At 69.8% G+C, this 23,179-nt stretch carries 20 protein-coding genes; 11 read left to right on the forward strand and 9 right to left on the reverse strand.

The annotated features are described in order from the left end of the window. Positions 1 to 91: 91 nt before the first annotated feature. Positions 92 to 694, reverse strand: coding sequence for a hypothetical protein (locus ACGFJ7_RS44995; RefSeq protein ID WP_360259757.1), 603 nt, complete (start codon positions 692 to 694; stop codon positions 92 to 94). Beyond that, positions 691 to 1,572: an ATP-binding cassette domain-containing protein gene (locus ACGFJ7_RS45000; protein ID WP_360259759.1), complete on the reverse strand. Its 882-nt coding sequence runs from the start codon at positions 1,570 to 1,572 to the stop codon at positions 691 to 693. The genes ACGFJ7_RS44995 and ACGFJ7_RS45000 overlap by 4 nt, the downstream gene beginning before the upstream one ends. An 80-nt stretch (positions 1,573 to 1,652) precedes the next feature. Between ACGFJ7_RS45000 and ACGFJ7_RS45005 the strand changes: the two genes are divergently transcribed. The 4 genes from ACGFJ7_RS45005 (at position 1,653) to ACGFJ7_RS45020 (ending at position 8,589) form a co-directional block, all read left to right on the forward strand. Further along, on the forward strand, positions 1,653 to 3,281 hold the full coding sequence (locus tag ACGFJ7_RS45005; RefSeq protein ID WP_392648448.1) for an SCO7613 C-terminal domain-containing membrane protein: 1,629 nt from the start codon (positions 1,653 to 1,655) through the stop codon (positions 3,279 to 3,281). A 57-nt stretch (positions 3,282 to 3,338) separates the two neighbouring features. After that, positions 3,339 to 6,392: an EAL domain-containing protein gene (locus ACGFJ7_RS45010; protein ID WP_360259763.1), complete on the forward strand. Its 3,054-nt coding sequence runs from the start codon at positions 3,339 to 3,341 to the stop codon at positions 6,390 to 6,392. After that, positions 6,389 to 7,627: an aminotransferase class I/II-fold pyridoxal phosphate-dependent enzyme gene (locus ACGFJ7_RS45015; protein WP_392648450.1), complete on the forward strand. Its 1,239-nt coding sequence runs from the start codon at positions 6,389 to 6,391 to the stop codon at positions 7,625 to 7,627. Before ACGFJ7_RS45010 ends, ACGFJ7_RS45015 begins: the two co-directional genes overlap by 4 nt. 95 nt (positions 7,628 to 7,722) lie before the next feature. After that, positions 7,723 to 8,589, forward strand: a complete 867-nt coding sequence (locus ACGFJ7_RS45020; RefSeq protein WP_392648452.1) for an LLM class flavin-dependent oxidoreductase — start codon at positions 7,723 to 7,725, stop codon at positions 8,587 to 8,589. 92 nt (positions 8,590 to 8,681) lie between these two features. Here the strand turns inward: ACGFJ7_RS45020 and ACGFJ7_RS45025 are convergent, their stop codons facing one another. Continuing rightward, positions 8,682 to 8,951 (reverse strand): hypothetical protein, encoded by a 270-nt coding sequence (locus ACGFJ7_RS45025; RefSeq protein WP_360259770.1) that lies wholly within the window; start codon positions 8,949 to 8,951, stop codon positions 8,682 to 8,684. Between the two features lie 97 nt (positions 8,952 to 9,048). Then, positions 9,049 to 9,627: a DsbA family protein gene (locus tag ACGFJ7_RS45030; protein ID WP_392648454.1), complete on the reverse strand. Its 579-nt coding sequence runs from the start codon at positions 9,625 to 9,627 to the stop codon at positions 9,049 to 9,051. Positions 9,628 to 9,927: 300 nt separating this feature from the next. Between ACGFJ7_RS45030 and ACGFJ7_RS45035 the strand changes: the two genes are divergently transcribed. From ACGFJ7_RS45035 to ACGFJ7_RS45050, 4 genes are read left to right on the forward strand one after another with little or no spacing between them, the layout of a single operon-like run. After that, on the forward strand, positions 9,928 to 11,055 hold the full coding sequence (locus tag ACGFJ7_RS45035) for an ABC transporter substrate-binding protein (RefSeq protein ID WP_360259775.1): 1,128 nt from the start codon (positions 9,928 to 9,930) through the stop codon (positions 11,053 to 11,055). After that, a complete protein-coding gene (locus ACGFJ7_RS45040) occupies positions 11,052 to 12,023 on the forward strand; it encodes a sugar ABC transporter permease (RefSeq protein WP_360259777.1) in 972 nt (323 codons plus the stop codon). The genes ACGFJ7_RS45035 and ACGFJ7_RS45040 overlap by 4 nt, the downstream gene beginning before the upstream one ends. Further along, positions 12,024 to 12,857: a carbohydrate ABC transporter permease gene (locus tag ACGFJ7_RS45045; RefSeq protein ID WP_097318874.1), complete on the forward strand. Its 834-nt coding sequence runs from the start codon at positions 12,024 to 12,026 to the stop codon at positions 12,855 to 12,857. Between the two features lie 6 nt (positions 12,858 to 12,863). After that, on the forward strand, positions 12,864 to 14,069 hold the full coding sequence (locus tag ACGFJ7_RS45050) for an ABC transporter ATP-binding protein (protein WP_392648459.1): 1,206 nt from the start codon (positions 12,864 to 12,866) through the stop codon (positions 14,067 to 14,069). A 41-nt stretch (positions 14,070 to 14,110) separates the two neighbouring features. On the opposite strand, the gene ACGFJ7_RS45055 is transcribed toward ACGFJ7_RS45050, so the two are convergent. Further along, positions 14,111 to 14,788, reverse strand: coding sequence for a response regulator (locus tag ACGFJ7_RS45055; RefSeq protein ID WP_392648461.1), 678 nt, complete (start codon positions 14,786 to 14,788; stop codon positions 14,111 to 14,113). Beyond that, complete coding sequence (locus ACGFJ7_RS45060; RefSeq protein ID WP_392648463.1) at positions 14,776 to 16,005, reverse strand: sensor histidine kinase; 1,230 nt, start codon at positions 16,003 to 16,005, stop codon at positions 14,776 to 14,778. Before ACGFJ7_RS45060 ends, ACGFJ7_RS45055 begins: the two co-directional genes overlap by 13 nt. A 110-nt stretch (positions 16,006 to 16,115) precedes the next feature. On the opposite strand from ACGFJ7_RS45060, the gene ACGFJ7_RS45065 reads away from it, so the two are divergent. Continuing rightward, positions 16,116 to 17,480, forward strand: a complete 1,365-nt coding sequence (locus tag ACGFJ7_RS45065; RefSeq protein WP_392648464.1) for an alpha/beta fold hydrolase — start codon at positions 16,116 to 16,118, stop codon at positions 17,478 to 17,480. Between the two features lie 148 nt (positions 17,481 to 17,628). Here the strand turns inward: ACGFJ7_RS45065 and ACGFJ7_RS45070 are convergent, their stop codons facing one another. After that, positions 17,629 to 19,524 (reverse strand): anthranilate synthase family protein, encoded by a 1,896-nt coding sequence (locus ACGFJ7_RS45070; RefSeq protein WP_392648466.1) that lies wholly within the window; start codon positions 19,522 to 19,524, stop codon positions 17,629 to 17,631. Between the two features lie 312 nt (positions 19,525 to 19,836). Next, positions 19,837 to 20,067, reverse strand: a complete 231-nt coding sequence (locus tag ACGFJ7_RS45075) for a hypothetical protein (protein WP_360259791.1) — start codon at positions 20,065 to 20,067, stop codon at positions 19,837 to 19,839. A 197-nt stretch (positions 20,068 to 20,264) separates the two neighbouring features. On the opposite strand from ACGFJ7_RS45075, the gene ACGFJ7_RS45080 reads away from it, so the two are divergent. Together ACGFJ7_RS45080 and ACGFJ7_RS45085 are read left to right on the forward strand one after the other, a co-directional pair. Beyond that, the gene (locus ACGFJ7_RS45080) at positions 20,265 to 20,639 is read left to right on the forward strand and encodes a response regulator transcription factor (protein WP_097318880.1); all 375 of its coding nucleotides are present in this window, start codon (positions 20,265 to 20,267) and stop codon (positions 20,637 to 20,639) included. An 18-nt stretch (positions 20,640 to 20,657) separates the two neighbouring features. Continuing rightward, complete coding sequence (locus tag ACGFJ7_RS45085) at positions 20,658 to 22,370, forward strand: ATP-binding protein (RefSeq protein ID WP_392648468.1); 1,713 nt, start codon at positions 20,658 to 20,660, stop codon at positions 22,368 to 22,370. A 3-nt stretch (positions 22,371 to 22,373) separates the two neighbouring features. On the opposite strand, the gene ACGFJ7_RS45090 is transcribed toward ACGFJ7_RS45085, so the two are convergent. Beyond that, the gene (locus ACGFJ7_RS45090; protein WP_360259795.1) at positions 22,374 to 22,856 is read right to left on the reverse strand and encodes a universal stress protein; all 483 of its coding nucleotides are present in this window, start codon (positions 22,854 to 22,856) and stop codon (positions 22,374 to 22,376) included. Positions 22,857 to 23,179 lie beyond the last annotated feature (323 nt).

Consider the following 23,179-nt stretch of genomic DNA (forward strand, 5'->3'; position numbering starts at 1 on the left):
TCGATCACCGCCCACGCCTTGTCCGTCAGCTCACCACGCCCAACACCCGACACATCAACCAGAACTGATCAACTGATCGGCAGGACACGGCCTAGTCGCCGGAAAGGTCGCGGCGGATGCTCCAGATCGCACCGGCCATGGCCAGGACGGTCCAGAGGGTGAACTTGAGCAGGCCCTCGGGCTTGCCGCCGGCCGCCTCGAGGAAGGACGTGAACGGCCACGGGTCCTTCAGCTGGCCGAGCAGGCCCTCGACGAAGGTGATGAAGCCGATGTAGCCGGCGAAGAGCCAGAGCGGGCGGCGTACGAGGGTCGCGTTGGCCACGCCGAACAGGGCGATCATCGGCAGGGCGATCAGGGTGCCGGTGAACTGCTTCGACTCCTGGCTCCCGATGAACGTGAAGCCGCTGATCACGGCGAGGGCCACCGCGATCAGCACGGCGGCCACGCACTGGCCGGCCAGCACGACCAGCCGGCGCGGGCGGCCGAGGAACAGGAGTACGGCCGTGCGGTGCTGGTAGTGGGCCGACGTGGTGACGACGGCGATGCCGAAGACGCCCAGCCCGGCGAAGAGCGACCAGAAGTCGGCGCTGAGGAAGCCGAACATCATGGCCAGGGCGATCGTGCCGGCCAGCGACACCCAGCTGGAGCGGATGGAGAGCGTCCGGTAGAGCTCGCTGCGGATCACGGCGATCATGAGGCGCCCCCGGCCAGTTCGAAGAAGAGCTGTTCCAGGGTCGGTGCGTCGGAGGCGAGCTCGTAGATCGGCTGCTGGACCGCGAAGGCGATCTCGCCGGCGTCCTCGGGGGTCAGGCCGGTCACGTGCAGCACGTGGCCATCGGTGGTCACACCGGCCCCGGCGCTTTCGAAGGCGGCCCACAGGGCGCGCGGGTCGCGCCCGCGGACGCGCAGCCGCATCGCCTGCCGGCCGGTCAGCGCCTGAAGGGGCTCGGCCAGGCGGATCCGGCCGCCCGCGATGATCACCACGTCGTCGACCAGCTGCTCCAGCTCGCCGAGCAGGTGGCTGGAGATGAGCACGGTGCCGCCGGCCTCGGCGTGACCGCGCAGCAGCCCGCGCAGCCAGGCCATGCCGGACGGGTCGAGGCCGTTGGCCGGCTCGTCGAGCACGAGGATCGACGGCCCGCCCAGCATGGCGGTGGCCACGGCCAGGCGCTGCCGCATGCCGAGTGAGTAGTCGCCGGTCCGCTTGCGCGCGGCGTCGGCCAGGCCGACGTACTCCAGAAGCTCGTCGACCCGGCCGGCGCCGGCGCCGCAGAGGAGAGCCTGCGTGCGCAGATGGCCGCGCCCGGTCTGGCCGGGATGGCTGAGCCCCTGCTCGAGGACCGCGCCGACCTGGCGCGACGGCCGGTCCAGGTCGCGGTAGCGGCGGCCGTTGAGCAGGGCCTGGCCCGAGGTGGCCCGGCTCAGGCCGAGCAGCACGCGCAGGGTGGTGGTCTTGCCCGACCCGTTCATCCCGAGGAAACCGGTGACCCGGCCCGGCGAGGCGGTGAACGTGACGTCCTTGACGGCGTCGATCCCGCCGTAGGTCTTCGTCAATTCCCGGATCTCGATCATCGCCGCGCATTATGTCGGCCTGGGTCAAGTGAGTACGCGGACTCATCCGCCGGCGGCCGGCCGCGACAAGGATCGACGGCATGACTCATCCTGCCGCGAACACCGAGCTGGCCCTGGCCGATGCCGAGATCACCGAGCTGATCCGGCGGCTGGGCGCGGCCCGCCTGGCCGTACGGGAGATCGAGGTGGCGCTCGATCAGGCGTGGAAGCGGCGGAACGCCATCGCGGCGCCGGCGGCTTCCGGCGGTTTCGTGCGGAACGCGCTGTTCATTCTCGGTGGGCTGCTGCTGGCGGTGGCGGCGATCGTGTTCACGGCGGTCGCCTGGGCGCAGTTCGGGATCGGCGGGCGGGCCGTGCTGCTGGCCGGGTTCACGGGGGTGGCGCTCGCGGTTCCGCCGGCGGCGGCGCGGCGTGGCCTGACGGCCACGGCCGAGACGTTCGCCGCTGTGGGTTTTCTGCTGACGCTGCTTGACGGGTACGCGGCGTGGCACGTGAATCTGTTGGGCGTCGCGGACGGATCGGGCTGGGGGTACTCGGCGGCGGTCTTCGCCGTCACCGGAGCCGTGGCCGCGGGGTACGAGCACTTCACCGGGCTGGTGGCGCCCCGCTATGCCGCTCTGCTGGTGGCGCAGCCGGTGGTGCCGTTGCTGGTGGCAGTCGCCGAGCCGGGCCTGACCGGGTGGGCGTTCGCCTTCGTGGGGGTGGCCGCGCTGGATGTCGCGGTGCTGGCGACCGGGCGCCTGCGCCTGGCCGCCACGGTCGCGGGTGGTGTGGCGGTGGTGGCGGCTGGGGTCTGTGCGCTGATCGGGCTGGCCTCGGACGAGCCGTTCGGGGCGGCGGCGGCGCTGGTCGCGGCGGCGCTCGCCGTGGTCACGGGGGCTGTCGTCGCCCGGCGGCGGACCGCCCGGGCCATCGCGACGTCCCTGCTGCTGGTGGCGTTCGTGGTCGCGGCCGGCCGGGTCACCGCGGTGCTGAGCCCGGCCGGCTGGCTGGTCGACGTCGCGGCGGTAGTCGTGGTGGCCGCGTTGTTCGCGTCTCTGATCGGTGCGCGGATCGCGGCTCTGTCGGTGGCGGCCGTCCTGGGGATCGCCGTCTTCGTGGTGACCGTCGACCAGGTGACCATGGCTCGGGCCGACTGGTCGGTTCCGGTGGCGCTGGCTCTGCTGGTCGCGGCCGCGATCGTGCTGGTCCCGGCGGGCCGGCGTGGGCCGGGTGCGGTGCTCGGGGCGTACGCCGTCCTGGTCGACGCGGTGGTCCTGGCGCTCGCTCACGCTGGGGTGAGCGTGCTGGAGGCGTACACCCTGCCCACCGCAAGCGTCGCCCTGCTGGCGGGAATCCTCGTCCGCCGGGCGCGACCGGCGGCCGGAAGCTGGACCACCTACGGCCTCGCCCTGGTGGTGGCGCTGGCGCCGAGCCTGATCGCGATCGTCGCGGGCGACGGGCAGCATCCGCGGCGGCTGCTGCTCGGTCTGGGCGCGCTGGCGATCGTGCTGGCCGGGGCGCGGGCCGGACTACGGGCCCCGGTGCTGCTCGGCGGCGGCGCCCTGGCCCTGGTGGCGCTGCACGAGATGGCGCCGGTGTGGGACCTACTGCCGCGCTGGATCCCGCTCGCCGCGGCCGGGCTGCTGCTGGTGGCGCTGGCCACGACGCTGGAGCGCCGGCGGCGTGACCTGGACCGGCTCCGCGCCACCCTGCACCGGTTTTCGTAAAGCCGCGTCCTCCGCCGCCGATCTGAGGGCCTGTCATTCCCGAGATCGGAGGCCCGGATGTCCGCCGCGCGCATGCAGTTGTGCTTCGCCGCGTGGGTGGCTGCCCTGACGGTGGTCTTCTACGCGCTCCCGGCGTACAGCATGTACTCCTGGGCGGCGATCGGGCTTTCCGGGGCGGCAGCCGTGCTGGTCGGCATCCGGTTGCACAAGCCGTCGCGCAAGCTGCCCTGGTACCTGCTGTCGGCCGTGGTCGCCTGCTTCACCCTGGGCGACACCACCTACAACGTGCTCACCGACTACCTCGGGTACACCAACCCGTTCCCGTCGCTGGCCGACCTGTTCTACCTGATCATCTACCCGATGCTGGCGATCGCGTTGCTGATCTTCATCCGCGCGCGGTCCGGCACCGACAACCGGGCCGCGCTGCTCGACGCGCTCGTGCCCACGGCCGGTCTCGGCCTGCTGTCCTGGGTCTTCCTGATCGCGCCGTACGTGCACGACACCGGCCTGACCCTGCCCGACAAGCTCGTCTCGATCGCCTACCCGCTCGGCGACGTGCTGGCCCTGGCCATGTTCGCCCGGCTGCTGACCGGCGGTGGCCGCAAGCCGGCCGCCCTGACGATCCTGGTCGTCGGCGTCTCCAGCCTGCTGGTCACCGACGTCGTCTACGGCCTGCGGCAGCTGGCCGACAACTGGGAGGTCGGCGGCCCCGTCGACTTCGGCTGGATTTTGTTCTACACCGCGATCGCGCTCTCCTCCCTGCACCCGTCGATGCGGGACCTGACCCTCAGCGGGGAACGGGTCACGCAGACCATCGCGGGCGGCCGGCGGATCGCCCTCATGGTCGTCGCGGCCCTGATCGCCCCGGCCGTCCTGCTCATCGAGGACCTCGGCGGCGACGTCACCGACGCCCCGATGATCGCCACCGCCAGCGCGCTGATGTTCCTGGCCGTGATGCTGCGCGTGGCCGGGCTCATGCAGGTCCAGCGGGTCGCCGCGGCCCGGGAGCGCACACTGCGCATCACCGGCGCCGACCTGGTCGCGGCGAGCAGCGAGGCCGACGCGTACGAGGCCCTCAAGAAGGCGCTCGGCGCGATCGTGCCGGCCGGGCAGCCGTGGGCCGAGTTCGTGCTCTCCGTCGACGCCCGGCCCGGCAAAACCACCGGCCTGGTCGGCACCCGCAAGGTCCCGATCGCCGAGGAGCCGGCCCTGGTCGCCCAGGCGCTCGCGGGCTTCACCTGGGCGCTGTGCGCCGAGGCGATCGCGTCACCGCGCAAGCCGGGCGAGCCGCGCCGGCACCGGCGGATGTACCTGGCCGCCGACGACGAGGTGCTGACCGCGCTCGAGCCGGCCTTCGTGGCCCTGATGACGCAGGGCACCATGGCCATCGAGCGGATCAACCTGACCGCCGAGGTGAACCGGCGCAGCAGCGAGGACTACTTCCGCGCGCTGATCCAGAGCGCCTCCGACGTGATCATGATCGTCGGCGACGACGAGGTGATCCGCTACGCCAGCCCGTCCGCGCTGCCCGTGTTCGGTCACACGAACCTGGTCGGCATGCCGCTGCGCCGGCTCATCGCCGGCACCGACCACGCCGAGCTCACCGGACTACTCGACCAGGTGCGCTCGGGGCAGGGTTTCCGCGACGGCGTCGACCTGACCGCGATCAGCGGCGACGACCTGCTCCTGCAGGTCGAGTGCACCTGCCGCGACCTGCGCGACGACCCGGCCGTGGCCGGGCTCGTGATCACCATAAGAGACGTCACCGAGCGGCGGCGCCTCGAGAACGACCTGGCCCACCAGGCGTACCACGACGCGCTGACCGGGCTGGCCAACCGCGCCCTGTTCCAGAACCGGCTCGAGCACGCGGCCCACTTCGCCGACGGCCGCCGGCACGAAGTGGCCGTGCTCTTCATCGACCTCGACGACTTCAAGGAGGTCAACGACACGCTCGGGCACGCCGCCGGCGACCAGCTGCTGACCACCGTCGGCGAGCGCATCTCGGCCGTGGTCGGACCGCTGAGCACGGTGGCCCGCACCGGCGGCGACGAGTTCGCGGTGCTGCTGGAACAGGTCGACGCGCAGGCCGACGCCGAGCAGATCGCCGGGCGCATCGTGGCCGCGCTGGCCGAGCCGATCGAGGTCACCGACGCCACCGGGGCCACGCACCTGGTGCGCGGCGCGGCCAGCGTCGGCGTCGCGACCAGCGCCGAGACGGCCGGGATCACCGAGCTGCTGCGCCGGGCCGACGTGGCCATGTACGGGGCGAAGACCGAGGGCAAGAACACGTGGCAGCGCTACGAGGACGAGATGCACGAGGCGATGCTGCGCCGCCTCGAGATGCGCTCGGCCCTCAACGAGGCGGTGCCGGGCGACCAGATGCGGCTGCGCTTCCAGCCCATCGTCGACCTGCCGACCGGCGAGACGATCGGCCTCGAGGCCCTGGTCCGCTGGCAGCACCCGGCCCGCGGCCTGCTCGGCCCGAACGAGTTCATCGAGCTGTCCGAGGAGAACGGGGCGGTGGTCGCGATCGGCGGCTGGGTGCTGCGCGAGGCGCTGCGCACCTTCGCCGAGTGGCGGCGCGCGGACACCGGCGGCCTCATGCGGTACGTCAGCGTGAACGTGTCGGCCCGTCAATTCCGTACACCCGGCTTCGTCTCTCAAGTCAAAGAGGTGCTGGCCGATATAGGAGCCGACCCGAAATGGCTGCTCCTGGAGATCACCGAGAGCCTGGTGCTGCACGACGCGGACCAGGTCTGGCGTGACCTGCACGAGCTGCGGGCCATGGGCGTCCGGATCGCCATCGACGACTTCGGCACGGGGTACTCATCGCTGAGCTACCTGAGCCAGATGCCGGTCGACGTCCTGAAGATCGACAAGTCCTTCATCGACGACATCCTGCACAGCCGCCAGCAGATGGCCCTGGTCGAGACGATCGTCAACCTGGCCCGAACCCTCGACCTGGCGGTCGTGGCCGAGGGCATCGAGCTGGAGGAGCACCGCGCGGCCCTGGTCGCCATGGGGTGCCCGTACGGGCAGGGCTACCTGTTCTCCAAGCCGGTCACATCCGAAGAGTTCCAATCAACGATTCTCACGAAGGGTCTTTCATGAGCGACGGTCTCGAGTTCGTCAAGCGCGACGGCAAGTGGGCGGACCTGGAGCGACTGCGTAGTGGCAACCCCATGTACGACGCCACGATCGAGGAGGTCAAGGGCCGCCGCATCCGGGTCGGCGACCACTGGCTGGCCGACTTCGCCTCCTGCAACTACCTCGGCTTCGACCTCGAGCCCGAGATCATCGAGGCCATCGAGCCCGAGGTACGCCGCTGGGGCACGCACCCGAGCTGGTCGCGGCTGCTGGGCAACCCGGCCCTGTACCCGCAGATCGAGGAGCAGCTGACGGCCCTGCTGGACGCGCCGGACACGCTGGTCCTGCCCACGATCACCCACATTCACATGTCGGTGCTGCCGATCCTGGCCGGCAAGGGCCACATCTTCCTCGACTCCCAGGCCCACAAGACCATTTACGACGGTTCCATGTACGCCCGTGGTCTGGGCGCCACGGTCTCCCGCTTCGCTGCTTCCGACGTGTCCGAATTGCGGGCTATGTTGCGTGCGGCTCCCGCCGGCGTCTCGAAGATCGTGGCCATGGACGGCGTGAACAGCATGACGGGCAACGCGCCGGACCTGGCGGCCTTCGCCGCGGTGTGCCGCGAATACGGGGCCCTGCTGTACGTGGACGACGCCCACGGCTTCGGCGTGATCGGCGAGCGCGGCGTGAACGAGAAGTCCCCGTACGGCCTGAAGGGCAATGCGATCGTCAAGTACGCCGGCGAGACGTACGACAACATCGTGCTGGTGGGCGGCTTCTCGAAGAGCTACTCGTCGCTGCTGGCGTTCCTGGCCCTGCCGACGTGGCTGAAGAACCACCTGAAGGTGTCGGCGCCGCCGTACCTGTACTCGGGCCCGGCCCCGACGGCGTCCCTGGCGACGGTGCTGGCCGGTCTGTCGGTGAACGAGAAGCGGGGCGACGACATCCGGGCCGAGCTGTACCGGAAGACGATGAAGGTCCTGGACCACGTACGGTCCCTGGGCGTCTACACCCCGAACACGGGCAGCACGCCGGTGATCGAGCTGCCCCTGGCCGAGGGCGAGGACATCGACGCGGTCGGCAAGCTGCTGTGGGACCGCGGCATCTACGTGACGCTGGCCGCGTACCCGCTGGTCCCGCGCGACCAGGTCGGCTTCCGGGCCCAGGTGACCGCGGCCAACGCCGACGACGAACTCGACGAGCTGAACGCCGCCATCACCGAACTCCACGCAGCCGGCAAGCTCCGCCTCGCCTGACGCCCTTCCCCGGGTCAGGTGGCCTTCCGCGGGCCGGGCGGCGTGAAGTCGCCCGGCCCGCGCCTTTCTCCGGCGCTCAATGTGATGATCGGCGTATGCGACTTTCGATCTGGCCCTCGGCGGCGCAGAGCTTTGCGAACGTGCTCGAGGCGGCCCGGCACGCGTCGGAGACCGGCTGGGACGGCGTGCACTTCGCCGACCACTTCATGCCCAACGGCGAGTCGGGCGCGGTGCTCGAGTGCGGCTCGGTGGTGGCCGCGCTGGCCGCCGCGGTGCCGAGGGTCGAAATCACCACTCTGGTGTACGGCATGACCTACCGTCACCCGGCCGTGCTGGCCAACATGGCCGCGACCGTCGACCACATCAGCGGCGGCCGCTTCCGGCTGGGCGTGGGAGCGGGCTGGCAGATCAACGAGCACGAGCAGTACGGCATCGAGCTGCCCCCGGTGAAGCAGCGCATCGACCGTTTCGTCGAGGGTCTGCTGGCGATCAAGAGCCTGCTGACCGAGTCCCGCACCACCCTGCACGGCGAGTATTACCAGCTGACCGACGCCGAATGCGACCCGAAGCCCGTACGGACCCCGCTACCGATCCTGATCGGCGCCAAGGGCGAGAAGCGCATGCTCCGCATCGTCGCCGAACACGCCGACGCCTGGAATACTTGGGGCATACCCTCCCACATCGCCCAGAAGTCAGCGGTCCTGGACGCGCATTGCGCCACCATCGGCCGCGACCCACACTCGATCGCCCGAACCGCCCAGGCGCTGACGGTGGTGAACGGCCCCATCCCCGAGGGCATCACGTCCCCGGTGATCGGCGGTTCCCTCGCCGCCCTGAAGGACGCGATCGCCGAGTACGAGTCCCTGGCCCTGGACGAACTGATCATCCCCGACGGCTTGCTGGGCACCGGCCCCACCCGCCTCAAGGCCATGGACACCTTGAGGGACCTGGTCCGATCCTGAACCGCAGCACCCGCCCGGCCCTGAACGGGGACTTGTTCCGGGTCTGAACCCATCGGCGGGCCGGCCGTTTCCTACGGCCGGCCCCGCGCGTATCAGCGCCCCGCGACGATGGCCTCGGCCACCTGACGCAGCTGGTGGTGGTCCGGGTGGAACCCGGCGGCGATGTCCGGATGCAGATGCGTCTTAGTGTCGTCGAGAAGCATCGCGGTGACTTCGTCCACGCTCTGCCCGGCGTACTCGTGCCGAAGCTTGTCCGTCGCGGCCTGAAGCGCCGAGGTGAGTTGATCTTCGAGCGGTCCGCGCAGTTTCTCCTCCACCGGGTTAAGGCTCTGCGGATCCAAGGTGACCTGTGGCTCGGCCATGTAGCCCTCCCGTGTTCTGTGGCGCGACGCGGATACCCGCCCCGCTCACGCCGTTAAACGCATTCACCCCCTCCCACGTTGTGTCCACAGCCAACTCTCAGCCCCGGCCGCGCTTGACCTCGAAGAAAGTGTCGACGCGGCTGAGCGGCTCGACCGCGTCCCAGATCGCCAGGGCTTCCTCGCGCTCGGGGACCGCGCCGATGATCGGGCCGTGGAGGCCGCGCTTGGCGCCTTCCACGTGCAGGACCGGCGAGCCGATGCCCGGCCCGGCCAGGGCGAGCGCGGCCTCGTGCGACTCCCGGACCGAGTCGTCCCAGCTGGCGTCGTCGAGCACGGCCTTGGCGTCCTCGATGCCGGCCGCCTCCGCGGCCTCCTGCACCAGTTCGTCGCTGAGAGCTGCCCCGCCGTCGTGCACCCGGGTGCCGATCTCGGTGTAGAACGCCGCCGCCACCTCGTCTCGGCGATCCGCCCGCAGAGCCTCGACCAGGCGCAGCGCCCGGAAGGACGCGTCGCTGGCCGCCCGGTACTGCTCAGGGATGCTGTCGCCGTTCAGGATCTTCAGGCTGAACGCACGCCAGCGCAGGGTCAGGTCGCGCTCTCCGGCGACTGCGACCAGCCAGCGCGAGGTGCGCCAGGTGAACGGGCACGCGGGATCGAAGAAGTAAGTGGCCTCCATAGATCACAGCGTAGGGCGCATTGTGCCTGCATTTCCCGGAACCGGCGAGGGTTTGTTTCGTCGCTGTGCGGGGCAGGAGGATCACTGGTCGTCGAAGTGATAGAGATCACTTCGACGCACGTTCGGCCGGATGGAGGGTCAATGGCGACTATCGACCGACATCCGCAAAGGCGCTCTCTGCGCGCTCGGGCACTCGCGGCGGGGGCCGCGTTAGCTCTGGCAGCACCACTGGCGGCCTGCGGATCAGACGACAACGGCGGCGTACCCGTCCTCAATCTGTACCAGTTCCCCGTCGAGAACATGCAGTCCGTCGTGGACATGTGCAACCAGCAGGCGGCGGGCAAGTACGAGATCAAGTACCAGGTGCTGCCGCGGGCGGCCGACGACCAGCGGGTCCAGATGGTCCGCCGGCTCGCCGCCAAGGACGACAGCATGGACCTCCTCGGCATGGACGTCACCTGGACCCAGGAGTTCGCCAGCGCCGACTGGATCAAGGAGTGGACCGGCGCCGACCGCAGCGAGATCGAAAACGGCACGTTGCCCGGCCCGCTCGCCTCCGGCGAATACGAGGGCAAGTTGTACGCGGCGCCGAACAACACCAACGTGCAGCTGCTCTGGTACCGCAAGGACCTCGTGCCGACCCCGCCGAAAACATGGGACGAGATGATCCAGATGTCCCAGAAGCTCAAGGCCGAGGGCAAGACGTACCAGGTGCTCACCATGGGCGCCCAGTACGAGGGCCTGGTGGTGCTGTACAACAGCCTGGTCGCCAGCTCGGGCGGCACGGTGGTCAGCGAGGACGGCAAGTCCGCCGTGATGGACGCCGGCGCGGTAAACGCGCTGCGCACCCTGAAGACGTTCGCCACCGCCGGCGTGACCAGCCCGTCGTTCTCGAACTCGATCGAGGACGACGTCCGGCTCGCCTTCCAGAACGGCGGCGGCGCGTTCCAGCTGAACTGGCCGTACGTGTACGCCTCGATGCAGAGCGACGCGCCGGACCTCGCCAAGAACGTCGCCTGGGCGCGATACCCGGGCATCGACCCGAACAAGCCGAGCGTCACGACGATCGGTGGTTCGAACATCGCCGTCAGCGCGTTCAGCAAGCACCCCGACCTCTCGTTCGAGGCCGCCAAGTGCCTGCGCGGCCCGGAGGCGCAGAAGTACCTGGCTATCAACGCCGGACAGCCGCCGTCGATCGAGGCGGTGTACAACGAGCCGGAGATGGCCAAGGCGTACCCGATGAAGGAGACGCTGCTCGAGGAGCTGAAGGACGCCGCTCCACGGCCGCGCACCCCCGCGTACCAGAACCTTTCCACAGTCGTGTCGGCCGAGCTCTCGCCGCCCGCGAGCGTCGAGCCGGACCAGACCGGCGCCGAGCTGAAGAGCTCCATCCAGGACGCCCTCGAGTCGAAGGGAGTGCTGCCGTGAGCATTTCCAGCACCACGCCGGCTTCTTCGCAGGCCGCCGAGCAGCAGACCATCCCGCGGCAGCGGCGCCGGCGGCGCGCCGAGCTGAGCGAGGGCAAGAAGCAGGAGCGCAAGCTCGGCTGGCTGCTGTGCGCGCCGGCCGCGCTGGTCATGGTGGTCGTGACCGCGTACCCGATCCTCTACTCGTTCTGGCTGTCGCTCCAGCGGTACGACCTCAAGTTCCCCGAGGACCGGCAGTTCGTCTGGTTCGAGAACTACGTGACGGTGCTGTCGAACAGCTACTGGTGGACGGCCTTCGGCGTCACGATGCTGATCACCGTTGTCTCCGTGGTGGTCGAGCTGGTGCTCGGCATGGGGCTGGCGCTGATCATGCACCGCACGCTGGTCGGGCGCGGGCTGGTCCGGACGTCCGCCCTCATCCCGTACGGCATCGTCACCGTCGTCGCCGCTTTCAGCTGGCGCTACGCCTGGACGCCGGGCACCGGCTATCTGGCGAACCTCGTCAGCCCGGAGGGGGCGCCGCTGACCGAACGGGCCAGCGCGCTCGCCATCATCATTCTGGCCGAGATCTGGAAGACCACCCCGTTCATGGCCCTGCTGCTGATGGCCGGCCTGGCTCTGGTGCCCGACGACCTGCTCAAGGCCGCGTCGATGGACGGCGCCAGCTGGTGGCAGCGGTTCACCAAGGTCATGCTGCCGGTGATGAAGCCGGCCATCCTGGTCGCGCTGCTGTTCCGCACGCTGGACGCGCTGCGCGTCTTCGACAACATCTACGTGCTGACCAATGGCGCCAACGAGACGTCGTCCGTGTCGATGATCGCCTACAACAACCTGATCAAGGGGCTCAACCTCGGCATCGGCTCGACGATGTCCGTGCTGATCTTCCTGACGGTCGCGATCATCGCGTTCATTTTCGTGAAGCTGTTCGGCACCGCGGCGCCGGGCGCCAGCGAGGAGGGGCGACGCTAGATGGCCACCGTAAACACCTCCGCGAAGGTCAAATGGGGTCTGCTCGACGCGGTCGTCGTCGTCTTCGCGCTGATCCCGGTGCTCTGGATCGCGTCGCTGTCGTTCAAGACGACGCCGACCCTGACCGACGGCAACTTCATCCCCCGCGACTGGACCCTCGACAACTACAAGCTGATCTTCCAGACCGACCAGTTCGTCCGCGCCCTGATCAACTCGATCGGCATCGCCCTCATCGCGACCACGATCGCGGTCGTGCTGGGCACGATGGCGGCGTACGCGATCAGCCGCCTCGATTTCCCCGGCAAGGGGCTGCTCGTCGGCGTCTCGCTGCTGATCGCGATGTTCCCGCAGGTGTCGCTGGTGACGCCGCTGTTCAACATCGAGCGCAACACGGGCCTGTTCGACACGTGGGCCGGGCTGATCCTGCCGTACATCACGTTCGCCCTGCCGCTGGCGATCTACACGCTGTCGGCGTTCTTCAAGCAGATCCCGTGGGATCTGGAGAAGGCGGCGAAGATGGACGGCGCCACGCAGGGCGAGGCGTTCCGCAAGGTGATCGCCCCGTTGGCGGCGCCGGGCGTCTTCACCACCGCGATCCTCGTCTTCATCTTCTGCTGGAACGACTTCCTGTTCGCCATCTCGCTCACCTCGACCGAGCGCTCGCGCACGGTTCCGGCGGCGTTGTCGTTCTTCACCGGTGCCTCGCAGTTCGAGGACCCCACCGGCGCGATCTCCGCGGCCGCCGTGGTGATCACGATCCCGATCATTCTGTTCGTGCTGTTCTTCCAGAGGCGCATCGTCGCGGGCCTCACGTCCGGCGCGGTGAAGGGTTAGGTTGCCATGGCTGACATCGTTCTTGACAAGGTCACGAAGAGCTATCCGGACGGCACCACGGCCGTGCACGGCATCGACCTGGAGATCGCCGACGGCGAGTTCATCATCCTGGTCGGCCCGTCCGGCTGCGGAAAGTCCACAACGCTGAACATGATCGCCGGCCTGGAGGACATCACCTCCGGTGAGCTGCGCATCGGCGGGCAGCGGGTCAACGACAAGGCGCCGAAGGACCGGGACATCGCGATGGTGTTCCAGTCGTACGCCCTTTACCCGAACATGAGCGTCCGGGAGAACATGGCTTTCCCGTTGAAGCTCGCGAAGATGGACAAGGCCACGATCAACCAGAAGGTGGAGGACGCGGCCCGCGTCCTGGAGCTGACGGATTACCTGGACCGCAAACCGGCCAACCTGTCGGGTGGCCAGCGCCAGCGGGTCGCGATGGGCCGGGCGATCGTCCGCAGCCCGAAGGCGTTCCTCATGGACGAGCCGCTCTCCAACCTCGACGCCAAATTGCGGGTGCAGATGCGTACGCAGGTGTCGCGCCTGCAGAAGCAGCTGGGCACCACGACGGTGTACGTGACCCACGACCAGACCGAGGCCATGACGCTGGGCGACCGGGTCGTGGTCATGCGCGGCGGCTACATCCAGCAGGTGGGCGACCCGCAGACCCTGTACGACCACCCGATGAACCTGTTCGTGGCCGGTTTCATCGGCTCCCCGTCGATGAACTTCCTGCCGGCCGCCGTCGAGGAGTCGGCGCTGCGCACACCGCTCGGCGACCTGCCGCTCGGCGAGCGGATGAAGCGAACGCTCAGCGCGAGCGACGCCCCGCGCCAACTGATCGTCGGCATCCGCCCCGAGCACTTCGAGGACGCCCGGTTGATCGACGACGTTCAACGGGCGAAGGGCTTCGAGTTCACGGCACCGGTCGACCTGGTCGAGTCGATGGGCTCGGACAAGTATGTCTACTTCACGGTCGAGGGGGAGCACGCGGCCGCCGCCGACCTGGAGGACCTGGCCGCCGACGCGGGCGGCGCCGACCTGCCGCCCCAGGACAGCCTGGTGACCCGCCTGTCGGCCGAGTCGCGGGTACGCGACGGCGCCGAAGCCAAGGTCTGGATGAACCTCGACAAGATCCACCTGTTCGACCCGCGCGACGGCAAGAACATCACTCTGCACGAGGGCCGCGCGGCCGGGGTAGCCGCGTCCTGACCGGAGCGACGGCGGGCGCCCGCGACCCGGGCGCTCGCCGTTCACAGCAGCTCCGCATCGTGGACGAGGATGGCCACCTGCACTCGGTTGTTCAGGGCGAGCTTGGCCATGACCCGCGAGACGTGACCCTTCACGGTAGGCAGACTCATACCGAGCGCGGCGCCGATCTCGGCGTTGGAGCTGCCGTCGCCCAGGCAGATCGCCACCTCGTGCTCCCGGTCGGTCAACACCCGCAGTTTCGCTTTGGCCTTGGACCGCCGCGAGCCGGCCGCGGGATCGGCGACGTAGTCGACCACCTTGCGGATCACCGCCGGCGACAGCATGCTCTCGCCGGCCGAGACCCTGCGTACGGCCGCAATGATCTCGTGTGGCTCCGAGTCCTTGAGCAGAAAACCGCTGGCCCCGCACCGCAGCGACTCGACGACGTATTCGTCGACGTTGAACGTCGTCAGCATGATGATCTGTGGCGCGGCCGGCCGGCTCCGGATGCGCTGAGTGGCGAGCATGCCGTCGAGCTGCGGCATCCGAACGTCCATGAGCATGACATCGGGCCAGTTCGCCGCCGCCACCTGGATCGCCTCGACGCCGTTCTCGGCCTCCGCAACCACCTCGATGTCGGCTTGCTGCCGAAAGAGCAGCCGCAGCGCCCCGCGAACCATCGCGTCGTCGTCGACGATGGCCAGCCGGATGGGCCGCTTCTCCGCTGTCAGTCCGGCCATGGCAACCATGCCTCGAAGCGGAAGCGGTCATCGTCACGACCGAACTCCACACGTCCGCCTATCAGGTCCGCGCGCTCGCCCGCACCAACCAGCCCGGAGCCCGACCCTGGCACGACGTCGGCTGCGTGTCCGACGCCGCACATGCCGACTGATGCTCCGCCGATGTCGGAGGCATGGGAGGGTAAGGCGTTGGTGACGAGAATGCGGAGGTCGCTGCCCGTCGCGCCGTCGAGGCGTACGTCGACCAACTCGCCGGGCGCGTGTTTGCGGGCATTGGTCAGCGCCTCCTGCAGCAGCCGGTAGGCCGTGCGCCCCAGCACCGGAGGCGGCTCCACGGGCGGCCTCATCCAGACGAAGTCGATCGCCATGCCTGAGGTGCGCGCGCCGTCAACCAGCTGCTCCACATCGGCGAGGCCCGGCTGCGGCGGCTCGGGCTGCGAAGGCCCGTCGTCGCGCAGCGCTCCGATGACGGCGCGCAGCTCCTCCAGCGCTCCGTGCGCGCTCAACCGGATCGTGCGGGCGGCCATAGCGATCTCTTCAGGTGGTGCGTCGCTGCTCACCTCGAGCGCACCGGCGTGCAGGCTGACCATCGACATGCGGTGTGCCAGAGCGTCGTGCATCTCGCGCGCGATACGCGACCGCTCGGTCAGCCGTGCCTGGTCGACGCGCATTTGTTGTTCCGCCACCGCTCGCAGCGCCTCCTGGTGCAAAGACAGGCTCAACCTTCGGTAGGCCTTCAAGAACAGACCCCAGCCGATCGTGGCGAGGCTCGTCGCGGCCCGCATGGCGATGTCGACCCACAGCGGGAACGGCGGATTGTCCTGCAACGCGTAGTAGACGATGCCGGTGGTGACGTGGGCGGCGCTGAGGATCAGAAGAATCCCGGCGCCGTAGCGGATCGCGACGGTGAACAGCGCGATGAGGATGGAGCCCGTCGCCATCACCGAGATGGCGCCGAGGGGCAACAGCATCACGCAGACGGCGAGCGGCCATCGCCGGCGTGCGAACAGCGCGAGCGCGCTCAACACTCCGATCACCACGTCGGCCTGCCACGGAATCACGGCGGAGGGCGCCGTCGCGTCGCCGAGTGGCACCATGACGGCGCCATAGAGCAACGCGCAGAGGACGGCGACGACGTCGGCGACCCGGTCACGCAGGGCCGAGCGCCGGACACCCGGCGGAGCGGGCACCAGTAACCGGAACGGCAGCGACGACATGACCCGCAGCCTACGAGGGCGAGCGTCCGTTGAGGACCTACCAAAGTATGGCCTCGACCCCTTCCAAAGCATCGTGTGCTCGCCACGGTCCATCGGCGATCCTCTGCGGCATGCCACCGATTCCCTGGACAGCACCTGCGATTCTCTGGACAGCACTCGCCGCCACCTGGGGCGTTCTCGTCGGCCTCTGGACCCCGCGCGGCCCTCTCACGATCACCGAGGCCCTCTGCTCGGTGTTCGTGAGCGTGGCGATCGGTCTCGCCGCTGGCCGCTTCAGCAGTTCTCGCCTCGTGGCCGTTCTCGTGCCGTTGGCCTTCCTATTGGCGCTCGAGACAGCCCGGATCCGCTACTCGGGGCCGTCCACCGGTCCGCCGCACGCCAGCGCGTTCGGCTTCGTCGTGCTGGTCGCCGGCCGCGGCCTTCAGGCCACACTCACCCTCGTGCCGCTGGTGCTCGGGCTGCTCATCGGCCGGGGAGTCACCCGGCGCCTCGGGCAGGTGCTGGTGGCGCTGCCGGCTGCCGGTGTCCTGCTCCTGACCACCGCGATCGCGATCCCGGCCCGCACCGCGCCGATTCCGGGCGGCGTCGCCGAGCTGGCGACGGTCGGCGGCCTCAACGTCATGATCCGGGGTGCGCACGCGGACGCGCCGGTGCTGTTGTTCGTTCCCGGCGCGCCGGGTGGTTCCGAGCTGGGTGCTGTCCGCAACCACCTCGGGGCCGTCGAGCAGCGTTTCGTGATGGCGACCCTCGACCGTAGGGGCGGTGGCGCCTCATACCCGGCGCTCGATCCGACCTCTGAGGCGACGCTCGACCGGATGGTGCGGGACATCCTCGACGTCGCGGACTACTTGCGGGAGCGGTTCCACCATGACCAGATCTACCTGCTCGGGCATTCGGGCGGCTCGATCCTGTCGGTGCTCGCGCTGCAGCGAGCCCCGGAGAAATTCGCAGCTTACATCGGCGCCGGTCAGGGTGTCGATCTCCGAGCCAGCGACCGGATCTTCTACGACGACATCCTGGCCTGGGCTCGGTCCACCGGGCGGGACGACGTCGCGGAACAACTCGCCGCCCAAGGGCCGCCGCCCTATGGCGACGTCTGGGGATACGAGCCGATCACGTTGTACGAGAACGAGGCGTACGCGCAGCCGTCCCTGGGTTTTGAGATCGGTGTCGGCGAGTACACGTTGCTTCAGAAGGCTCACACGATCAACGCGATCCTCGACACCTGGTCGGTGCTGTACCCGCAGATGCAGGAGATCGACCTACGGCGCGACGCGCTCAGTCTTCCGGTGCCGGCCTGGTTCGTGCAGGGCGCCGACGAGATGCGGGGCCTCGAGGTGCTCTTCGACGAGTGGTACGCGCAATTGCGGGCGCCCAGAAAGGAACTCGTCATGATCGACAGTGCGGGTCACCGGGCGATCTTCGAGCAGCCTGACCGGTTCGAGGCGGTGCTGGACGATGTTCTGGCCGGCTGAGCGCACGACCGCCACCGCAACGCCACCCGGCGGAACGCACAAAGCCCGTACGCCGGTCGGCGGCGCCGCGCACGCACCGAATGGTGGTGCGGGCCGGTGGCCCAAGCGGAGGCTCTCGATCCCCTTGAACCACCGGCAATACTCTTCGCTACCCGTTCCTGCCCGGGCTAACCACGTCAGTCATCAATATCGGCAAAAGTTCGGCGAGTACGGCCAGGCCGTCGCGGCTGAGCACCGATTCCGGGTGGAACTGCACGCCGGCGAAGCCTGGGCCGCGCAGCGCGTGCACCGCGGAGTCGGTCCTGTCACGAGCGATCTCCACCGTGCCGTGCGCGGTGACAAGTTCGTCCGTCTCCGAGACGGCGGCGAAGCTGGAGTAGAAGCCGACCCGGCGCGTCTCGCCGAAGAGGTCGATGTCACGGGCGAGACCCTGATAGGGAGCGTCGCGCCGGCGCAGGCCGAGCCCGAGCATGACAGCGAGGATCTCGTGCCCGAGGCAGACGGCGAAAAGCGGCCGGCCGGCGGCCAGTCGCTGCCCGATGAGGTCGCGCATGACCGCCATCTTCGGGTCCTCCGGGTCGCCCGGGTCGCCCGGCCCGGGCCCGGCGACGAGCAGGTCGACGGCGAGTGGATCGACCCGCGACGCCTCGTCGGCGAGCAGATCGGCGAGATCACCTCCGGCGGGCGCCGAGTCACGATGGTGGGGTGCGGGGTGTGCTGCGAAGCTGGTCCACGGAGCCACGGTCACGGTCAGGCCGAGCGCTTTCAGCTGGTGGGCGAGCATCGCGGTGAAAGTGTCCTCGCCGTCGACGATCAGGGCGGTCTTGCCGGCGAGGCCGGGGACGGTCAGCGCGCCAGGGGCGCGCGAGTCGAGCCAGAAGCGGGCCAGGCCGTCGTTGCGAGCGGCCAGGGCGGCGCGGACTTCCGGGGTCTCGGCTTGCGGGCGTACGGAGGAGGAGCCGGCAGCGGCGGCACCCAGCGCGGACAAGATGCCGGCGGCCTTGGTGTGGGTCTCGGCGACCTCGCCGGCGGCCGTCGAATGGCGGACCAGCGTGGCGCCCACCGGGACCCGCAGGGTGCCGTCGGGGGAAATCTCGGCGGTGCGGATGAGGATCGGAGCGTCGAGCGTCTGGCGGCCCTGATCATCATGGTCGAGCAGAGCCAGGACACCGGCGTAGTAGCGGCGGCCCCGGCGCTCGTGACGGGCGATCACGCGGCAGGCGTTCTCGATGGGGCTGCCGGTGACGGTGGGGGCGAACATGGTCTCGCGCAGCACGTCGCGGACGTCGAGGGAGCCCTGGCCGGCGAGCAGGTATTCGGTGTGCGTGAGGTGAGCCATCTGCTTGAGGTACGGGCCCGCCACCTGACCGCCGTGCTCGGCCACGGTGGCCATCATCTTGAGCTCCTCGTCCAGCACCATGTAAAGCTCCTCGGTCTCCTTCGGGTCGTGCAGGAAGTCGAGGAGGTCGCCGGAGCCGTGGCGGAAGGTGCCGCTGATCGGGTTCATCATCGTGACGCCGTCGGCGACGCTGACGTGGCGTTCCGGGGTGGCGCCGATCAGGGTGCGGGTGCCGGTGTGCACGAGGAAGGTCCAGTAGGTGCCTTGCTCGTGCGCCAGCAGGCGGCCGAAAGCGGCTCGGGCGGCGGCCACCGGGTCGCCGTCGACGGTGGCGCGGAACACGCGGTGGATCACGAAGTTGGCGCCCTCGCCGTGGCCGATCTCGTCGCGCAGAACGTCCTCGACGATCGCGCCGTACTCGGCGTCGGAGAGGTCGAAGCCGCCGTCACGGACGCTGAGCGCAGCGGCCGGGAAGGAACTCAGCGGTTCGTTCCGGGCCGAGCGCACCACGAGGCATTCCAGTGGGGCGCCATCGTCGACGCAGTCGAAGCCGCGTTCGGCGATCTGGCGGTAGGGGATGACGGCCAGGGTCGGTCGACCGCGGTGCAAGGGGATGTCGTCGAGCGTTTCTACCGTCACGACGTCGCCGGTCAGCACCTCGACGTGGTCGGCGCCGTCCCGGTGGAGCAGGGCGAAAGGCCGCATGGTGGTCCTCTTTCGGGTCTCGGCGGTGCCGACCGAGGTCCGACCATACGAAAACGGCCGCCTCGGGGAGGCGGCCGCGTGGAGTGGTTACGCGCGGGGAGAAGTGGCCGCCGGTCTGGCGGGCCACCACATGCTCAAGCGCGCGTGCAACATGTGGCCGAGCCTACGACCCAGCCACGGTGCGGCGCAACGGACACGCGGGGTGATCCTCCCGCGGCCGCTCGGCGCGCCGGCCGGCCGCAAGAACGGCAGCCGGCGCGGCGGCTGGTTGCGAGGACGGCGGCTGGCGCGGTGGGAGGGGCGATGAGGCTGTCAGGTGAAGGCCAGGCGAACGGCGTTGCGGGCCCAGCGCATGCGGCCGATGGCGCAGTCCGGGTGCTCGCCGAACTCCTGGGCCACGACTTCGGCGCAGCGGGCCTCGCCGAGGCGGTCGACCGTCGAGTTGACGGCGGCCCGGATCAGTTCGGGGGTGGGGCTCTGGGAACGCTGCAGGTTCGAAGCGAAGAGTGCCTCGGTGCGGATGGCGTCGATCACGGCGTGCATCGGGAACCTCCTGCCGGCTCAAGGTCGAGTGGGCGTCTGAGAACAGAACACCGGAGCGCGGGCGCAGGCTCGCTGCGCCCAGGGTGCGGGTGGGTTGCGCGGCGGAGAACACGCGGAGCGGCCTCACAACTCGGACTAACCGGATATGGTCCGTATAAGTAGCGAAAGCTGCGTCCACCAACCAGAGGGAGATTGCCGTGACGGTGGTCTTGGTTGCCGACGACGATGCCGACATCCGCGACCTGGTGGCGTTCAAGCTGGAGCAGGCGGGGTTCGAGGTGATCGCGGTCGAGGACGGCCAGAGCGCCGTCGAGCAGGCGCGGAGCCGGCAACCAACGCTGGCCGTGCTCGACGTGTCGATGCCGGGGCTGTCCGGCATCGAGGTGTGCCGCATGTTGCGGGCCGATCCCGCAACGGCCGGAATTCTGATCATCATGTTGACCGCGCGGGTGCAGGAGCAGGATGTCGAGGGCGGGTTCAGTGCCGGCGCCGACGACTACGTGACGAAGCCGTTCAGCCCGCGCGAGCTGGTCTCCCGCATTCAGGCGCTGCTGAGCCGAGCCCGGGCGTGAGCGGCGCGTGGGCGGACGATGCGACGTGAGGATTCGGTCGGCCGGCTGCTGACCGGGGCCTTCACGGGCCTGGTCGCGCTGGTCGTCGGGTGCGGGGCGGTCGAGCTCACGGCGGTGCTGGTGGAGCACCGCGTGGAGCGGCAACTCGTTACCGAGGTGCAGCCGCTGCGGACGGCCAACGCCGAGCTGCGAACGGTGCTCGCCGAAGCTCAGGCGGGACTGCGCGGGTACACGCTGACCGGAGACGAGCGGATGCTCGACACCTACGAGGTGGCTCGCAGCGAGTACGGGCTGGCGGGGGAGGAACTGGTCCGGCTCGGTGCCGAGCGGGACGCCGGTGCCACCTCGGCCCAGATCGATCAGGCCGACGACTGGTGGGCGGTCGCCGAACTCCAGCGGCAGGCGCCGCCGGGCAGCGACGAGGCGGCCGGGTACGCGGTGCGGGGTGAGCCGCTGTTTCGGGCGTTCGTAGCGGCCAATGACGAAGTGCGGGCCTCGGCCGAGGGACGGGCCGCGGATCTGAGTGATCGGGTGGACGCGCTGCGCTGGGTGACCATCGCGGTGATCTCCGTGCTCACCGTCGTGGCCGCTGTCGTCGCGGTTCTCACGGCCGTCCGCACCCGCCGGCGGATCGTCGGCCCGCTCAAAGCCGTCGTCAGCGCCGGCGTCAGCATCAACGCCGGAGCAGCCGTCAACGCCGGCGCGGATGCCAGCGCCGGCGCGGCCGTCAAAACCGGCGTCAGTGCCGGCGCGGCCGTCAAAACCGGCGTCAGTGCCGGCGCGGCCGTCAAAACCGGCGTCAGTGCCGGCGCGGCCGCCAGCGCTGGTGTCAGTGCCGTAGCGGCCGCCAGTGCCGGGGTCAGGGCCGAGGGCGGCTTCGGCGATGAGGCGCGGCAAGGGCCAGCCGAGATCCGGGCCATTGCCGAGGCGCTGGACGCGGCGGCACGGCGTACCGAGGAGATGCGGCGCAACGAGGAGCTTGTCGTCGCTCGGCTGCATGAGATCGACACCGTCAAGACCGACTTCATGTCGACCGTGTCGCATGAGTTGCGGACGCCGTTGACCAGCATCTCCGGGTACGTGGAGCTGATGCGTGACGCTGAACCGGGGCAGTTGACGGCGTCGCAGGAGCGGATGCTGGACGTCATCGCCCGTAACGCTCGACGGCTCCGTGACCTGATCGAGGACATTCTGACGTTGTCGCGTATCGAGTCGGGGGACTTCCGGACCATGCGGGGGCCGCTCGACCTGGCCGAAGTGGTGCTGCGGGCCGTCGCCGCGATCGAGCCGACAGCGGCCAAAGCCTTCGTCGGGTTGCACGCCGAGGTTCGGGGGCCCGTTCCGGTACGCGGGGACAGCGCCCAACTCGACCGGGTGCTCGACAACCTGCTCTCCAACGCGGTCAAGTTCACGCCGCCCGAAGGAACCGTCACGGTCACCGTCGAGCGGCGCGGTGACCATGCGTTCCTGGTGATCGCCGATACCGGGATGGGCATTCCCGAGGACGACAAGGAGGCGCTGTTCGGCCGGTTCTTCCGGGCCAGCAACGCCATTCGGCAGGCGGTGCCCGGCACCGGGCTCGGGCTGGCGATCGTGCACACCATTCTCGGCAACCACGACGGCACCATCGACGTCCGCTCCACCGAGAACGTCGGAACCACCGTGACGGTGAAACTTCCAGCCGACGAGCTCGAGCCCGCGTTTTCCGGCGGCAAGGCCCGAGAGGGCTGAGCGCTACGCGCGGGTCGTGTAGTCGATGGCTTCCTGGGCCAGCCGCCGCGACGGCACACGGGCCAGCGCCGGCGGCGGCACGACGATGACAGGGCAGGACGCGGTCCGTACGCAGCGGCGGACCGTGCCGCCACCCCACCAGCGGCTGGTGGGGGCGCCGACCACGATGAGATCGTCGGCGCCGGTGACGTAGTGCCGCAAAGCGGCGGCGGCCGAGCCGGACGGAACCCGCACCATCACGTCCAACTCGGCCGGCGTCGTACCCAGCGCCAGCTCGAACGTCTCGTCGACGCGCCGACGGGCCTCGACGGCCAGCGCGCGCTCCCACTCGAGGCTCGGGCGCGACCGGGGTCCGGTGGTGAGCATCCACGTACGTACCGCCAAAAGCGGAACCGACCGGCGCCGCGCCTGCCGCACCGCGAAGCGCGCGGCCTCCAGCCCGGACAGGGACGACGACACCCCGAGGATCACCTTCGACTCGCTCACCGGGCAACCGTGACTCGGCCACCGAGCCCACGCCAGAGCCGAGCCCAATTTTTGACGCGGTGTTGACGGCAGCGCGGAGGGGCGCGCGGTGCGGAGGGGCGCGCGGTGCGGAGGGGGCGCGGTGCGGGAGGCGGTGCGCAACGCGCGGTGCGGGAGGCGGTGCGGAGGGCGCGGTGCAGAAGGTGCGGTGTGGAAGGCGGTGCGCAAGGCGCGGTGCGGGAGGCGGTGCGGAGGGCGCGGTGCGGAAGGCGCGGTGTGAAAGGGCGGTGCGCAAGGCGCGATGCGGAAGGCGGGGTGCCGAGAACGCGGAGAACGCGGTGCTG

The sequence above is a fragment of the Actinoplanes sp. NPDC048988 genome (assembly GCF_043197815.1).
Classification (GTDB): Bacteria; Actinomycetota; Actinomycetes; order Mycobacteriales; family Micromonosporaceae; genus Actinoplanes.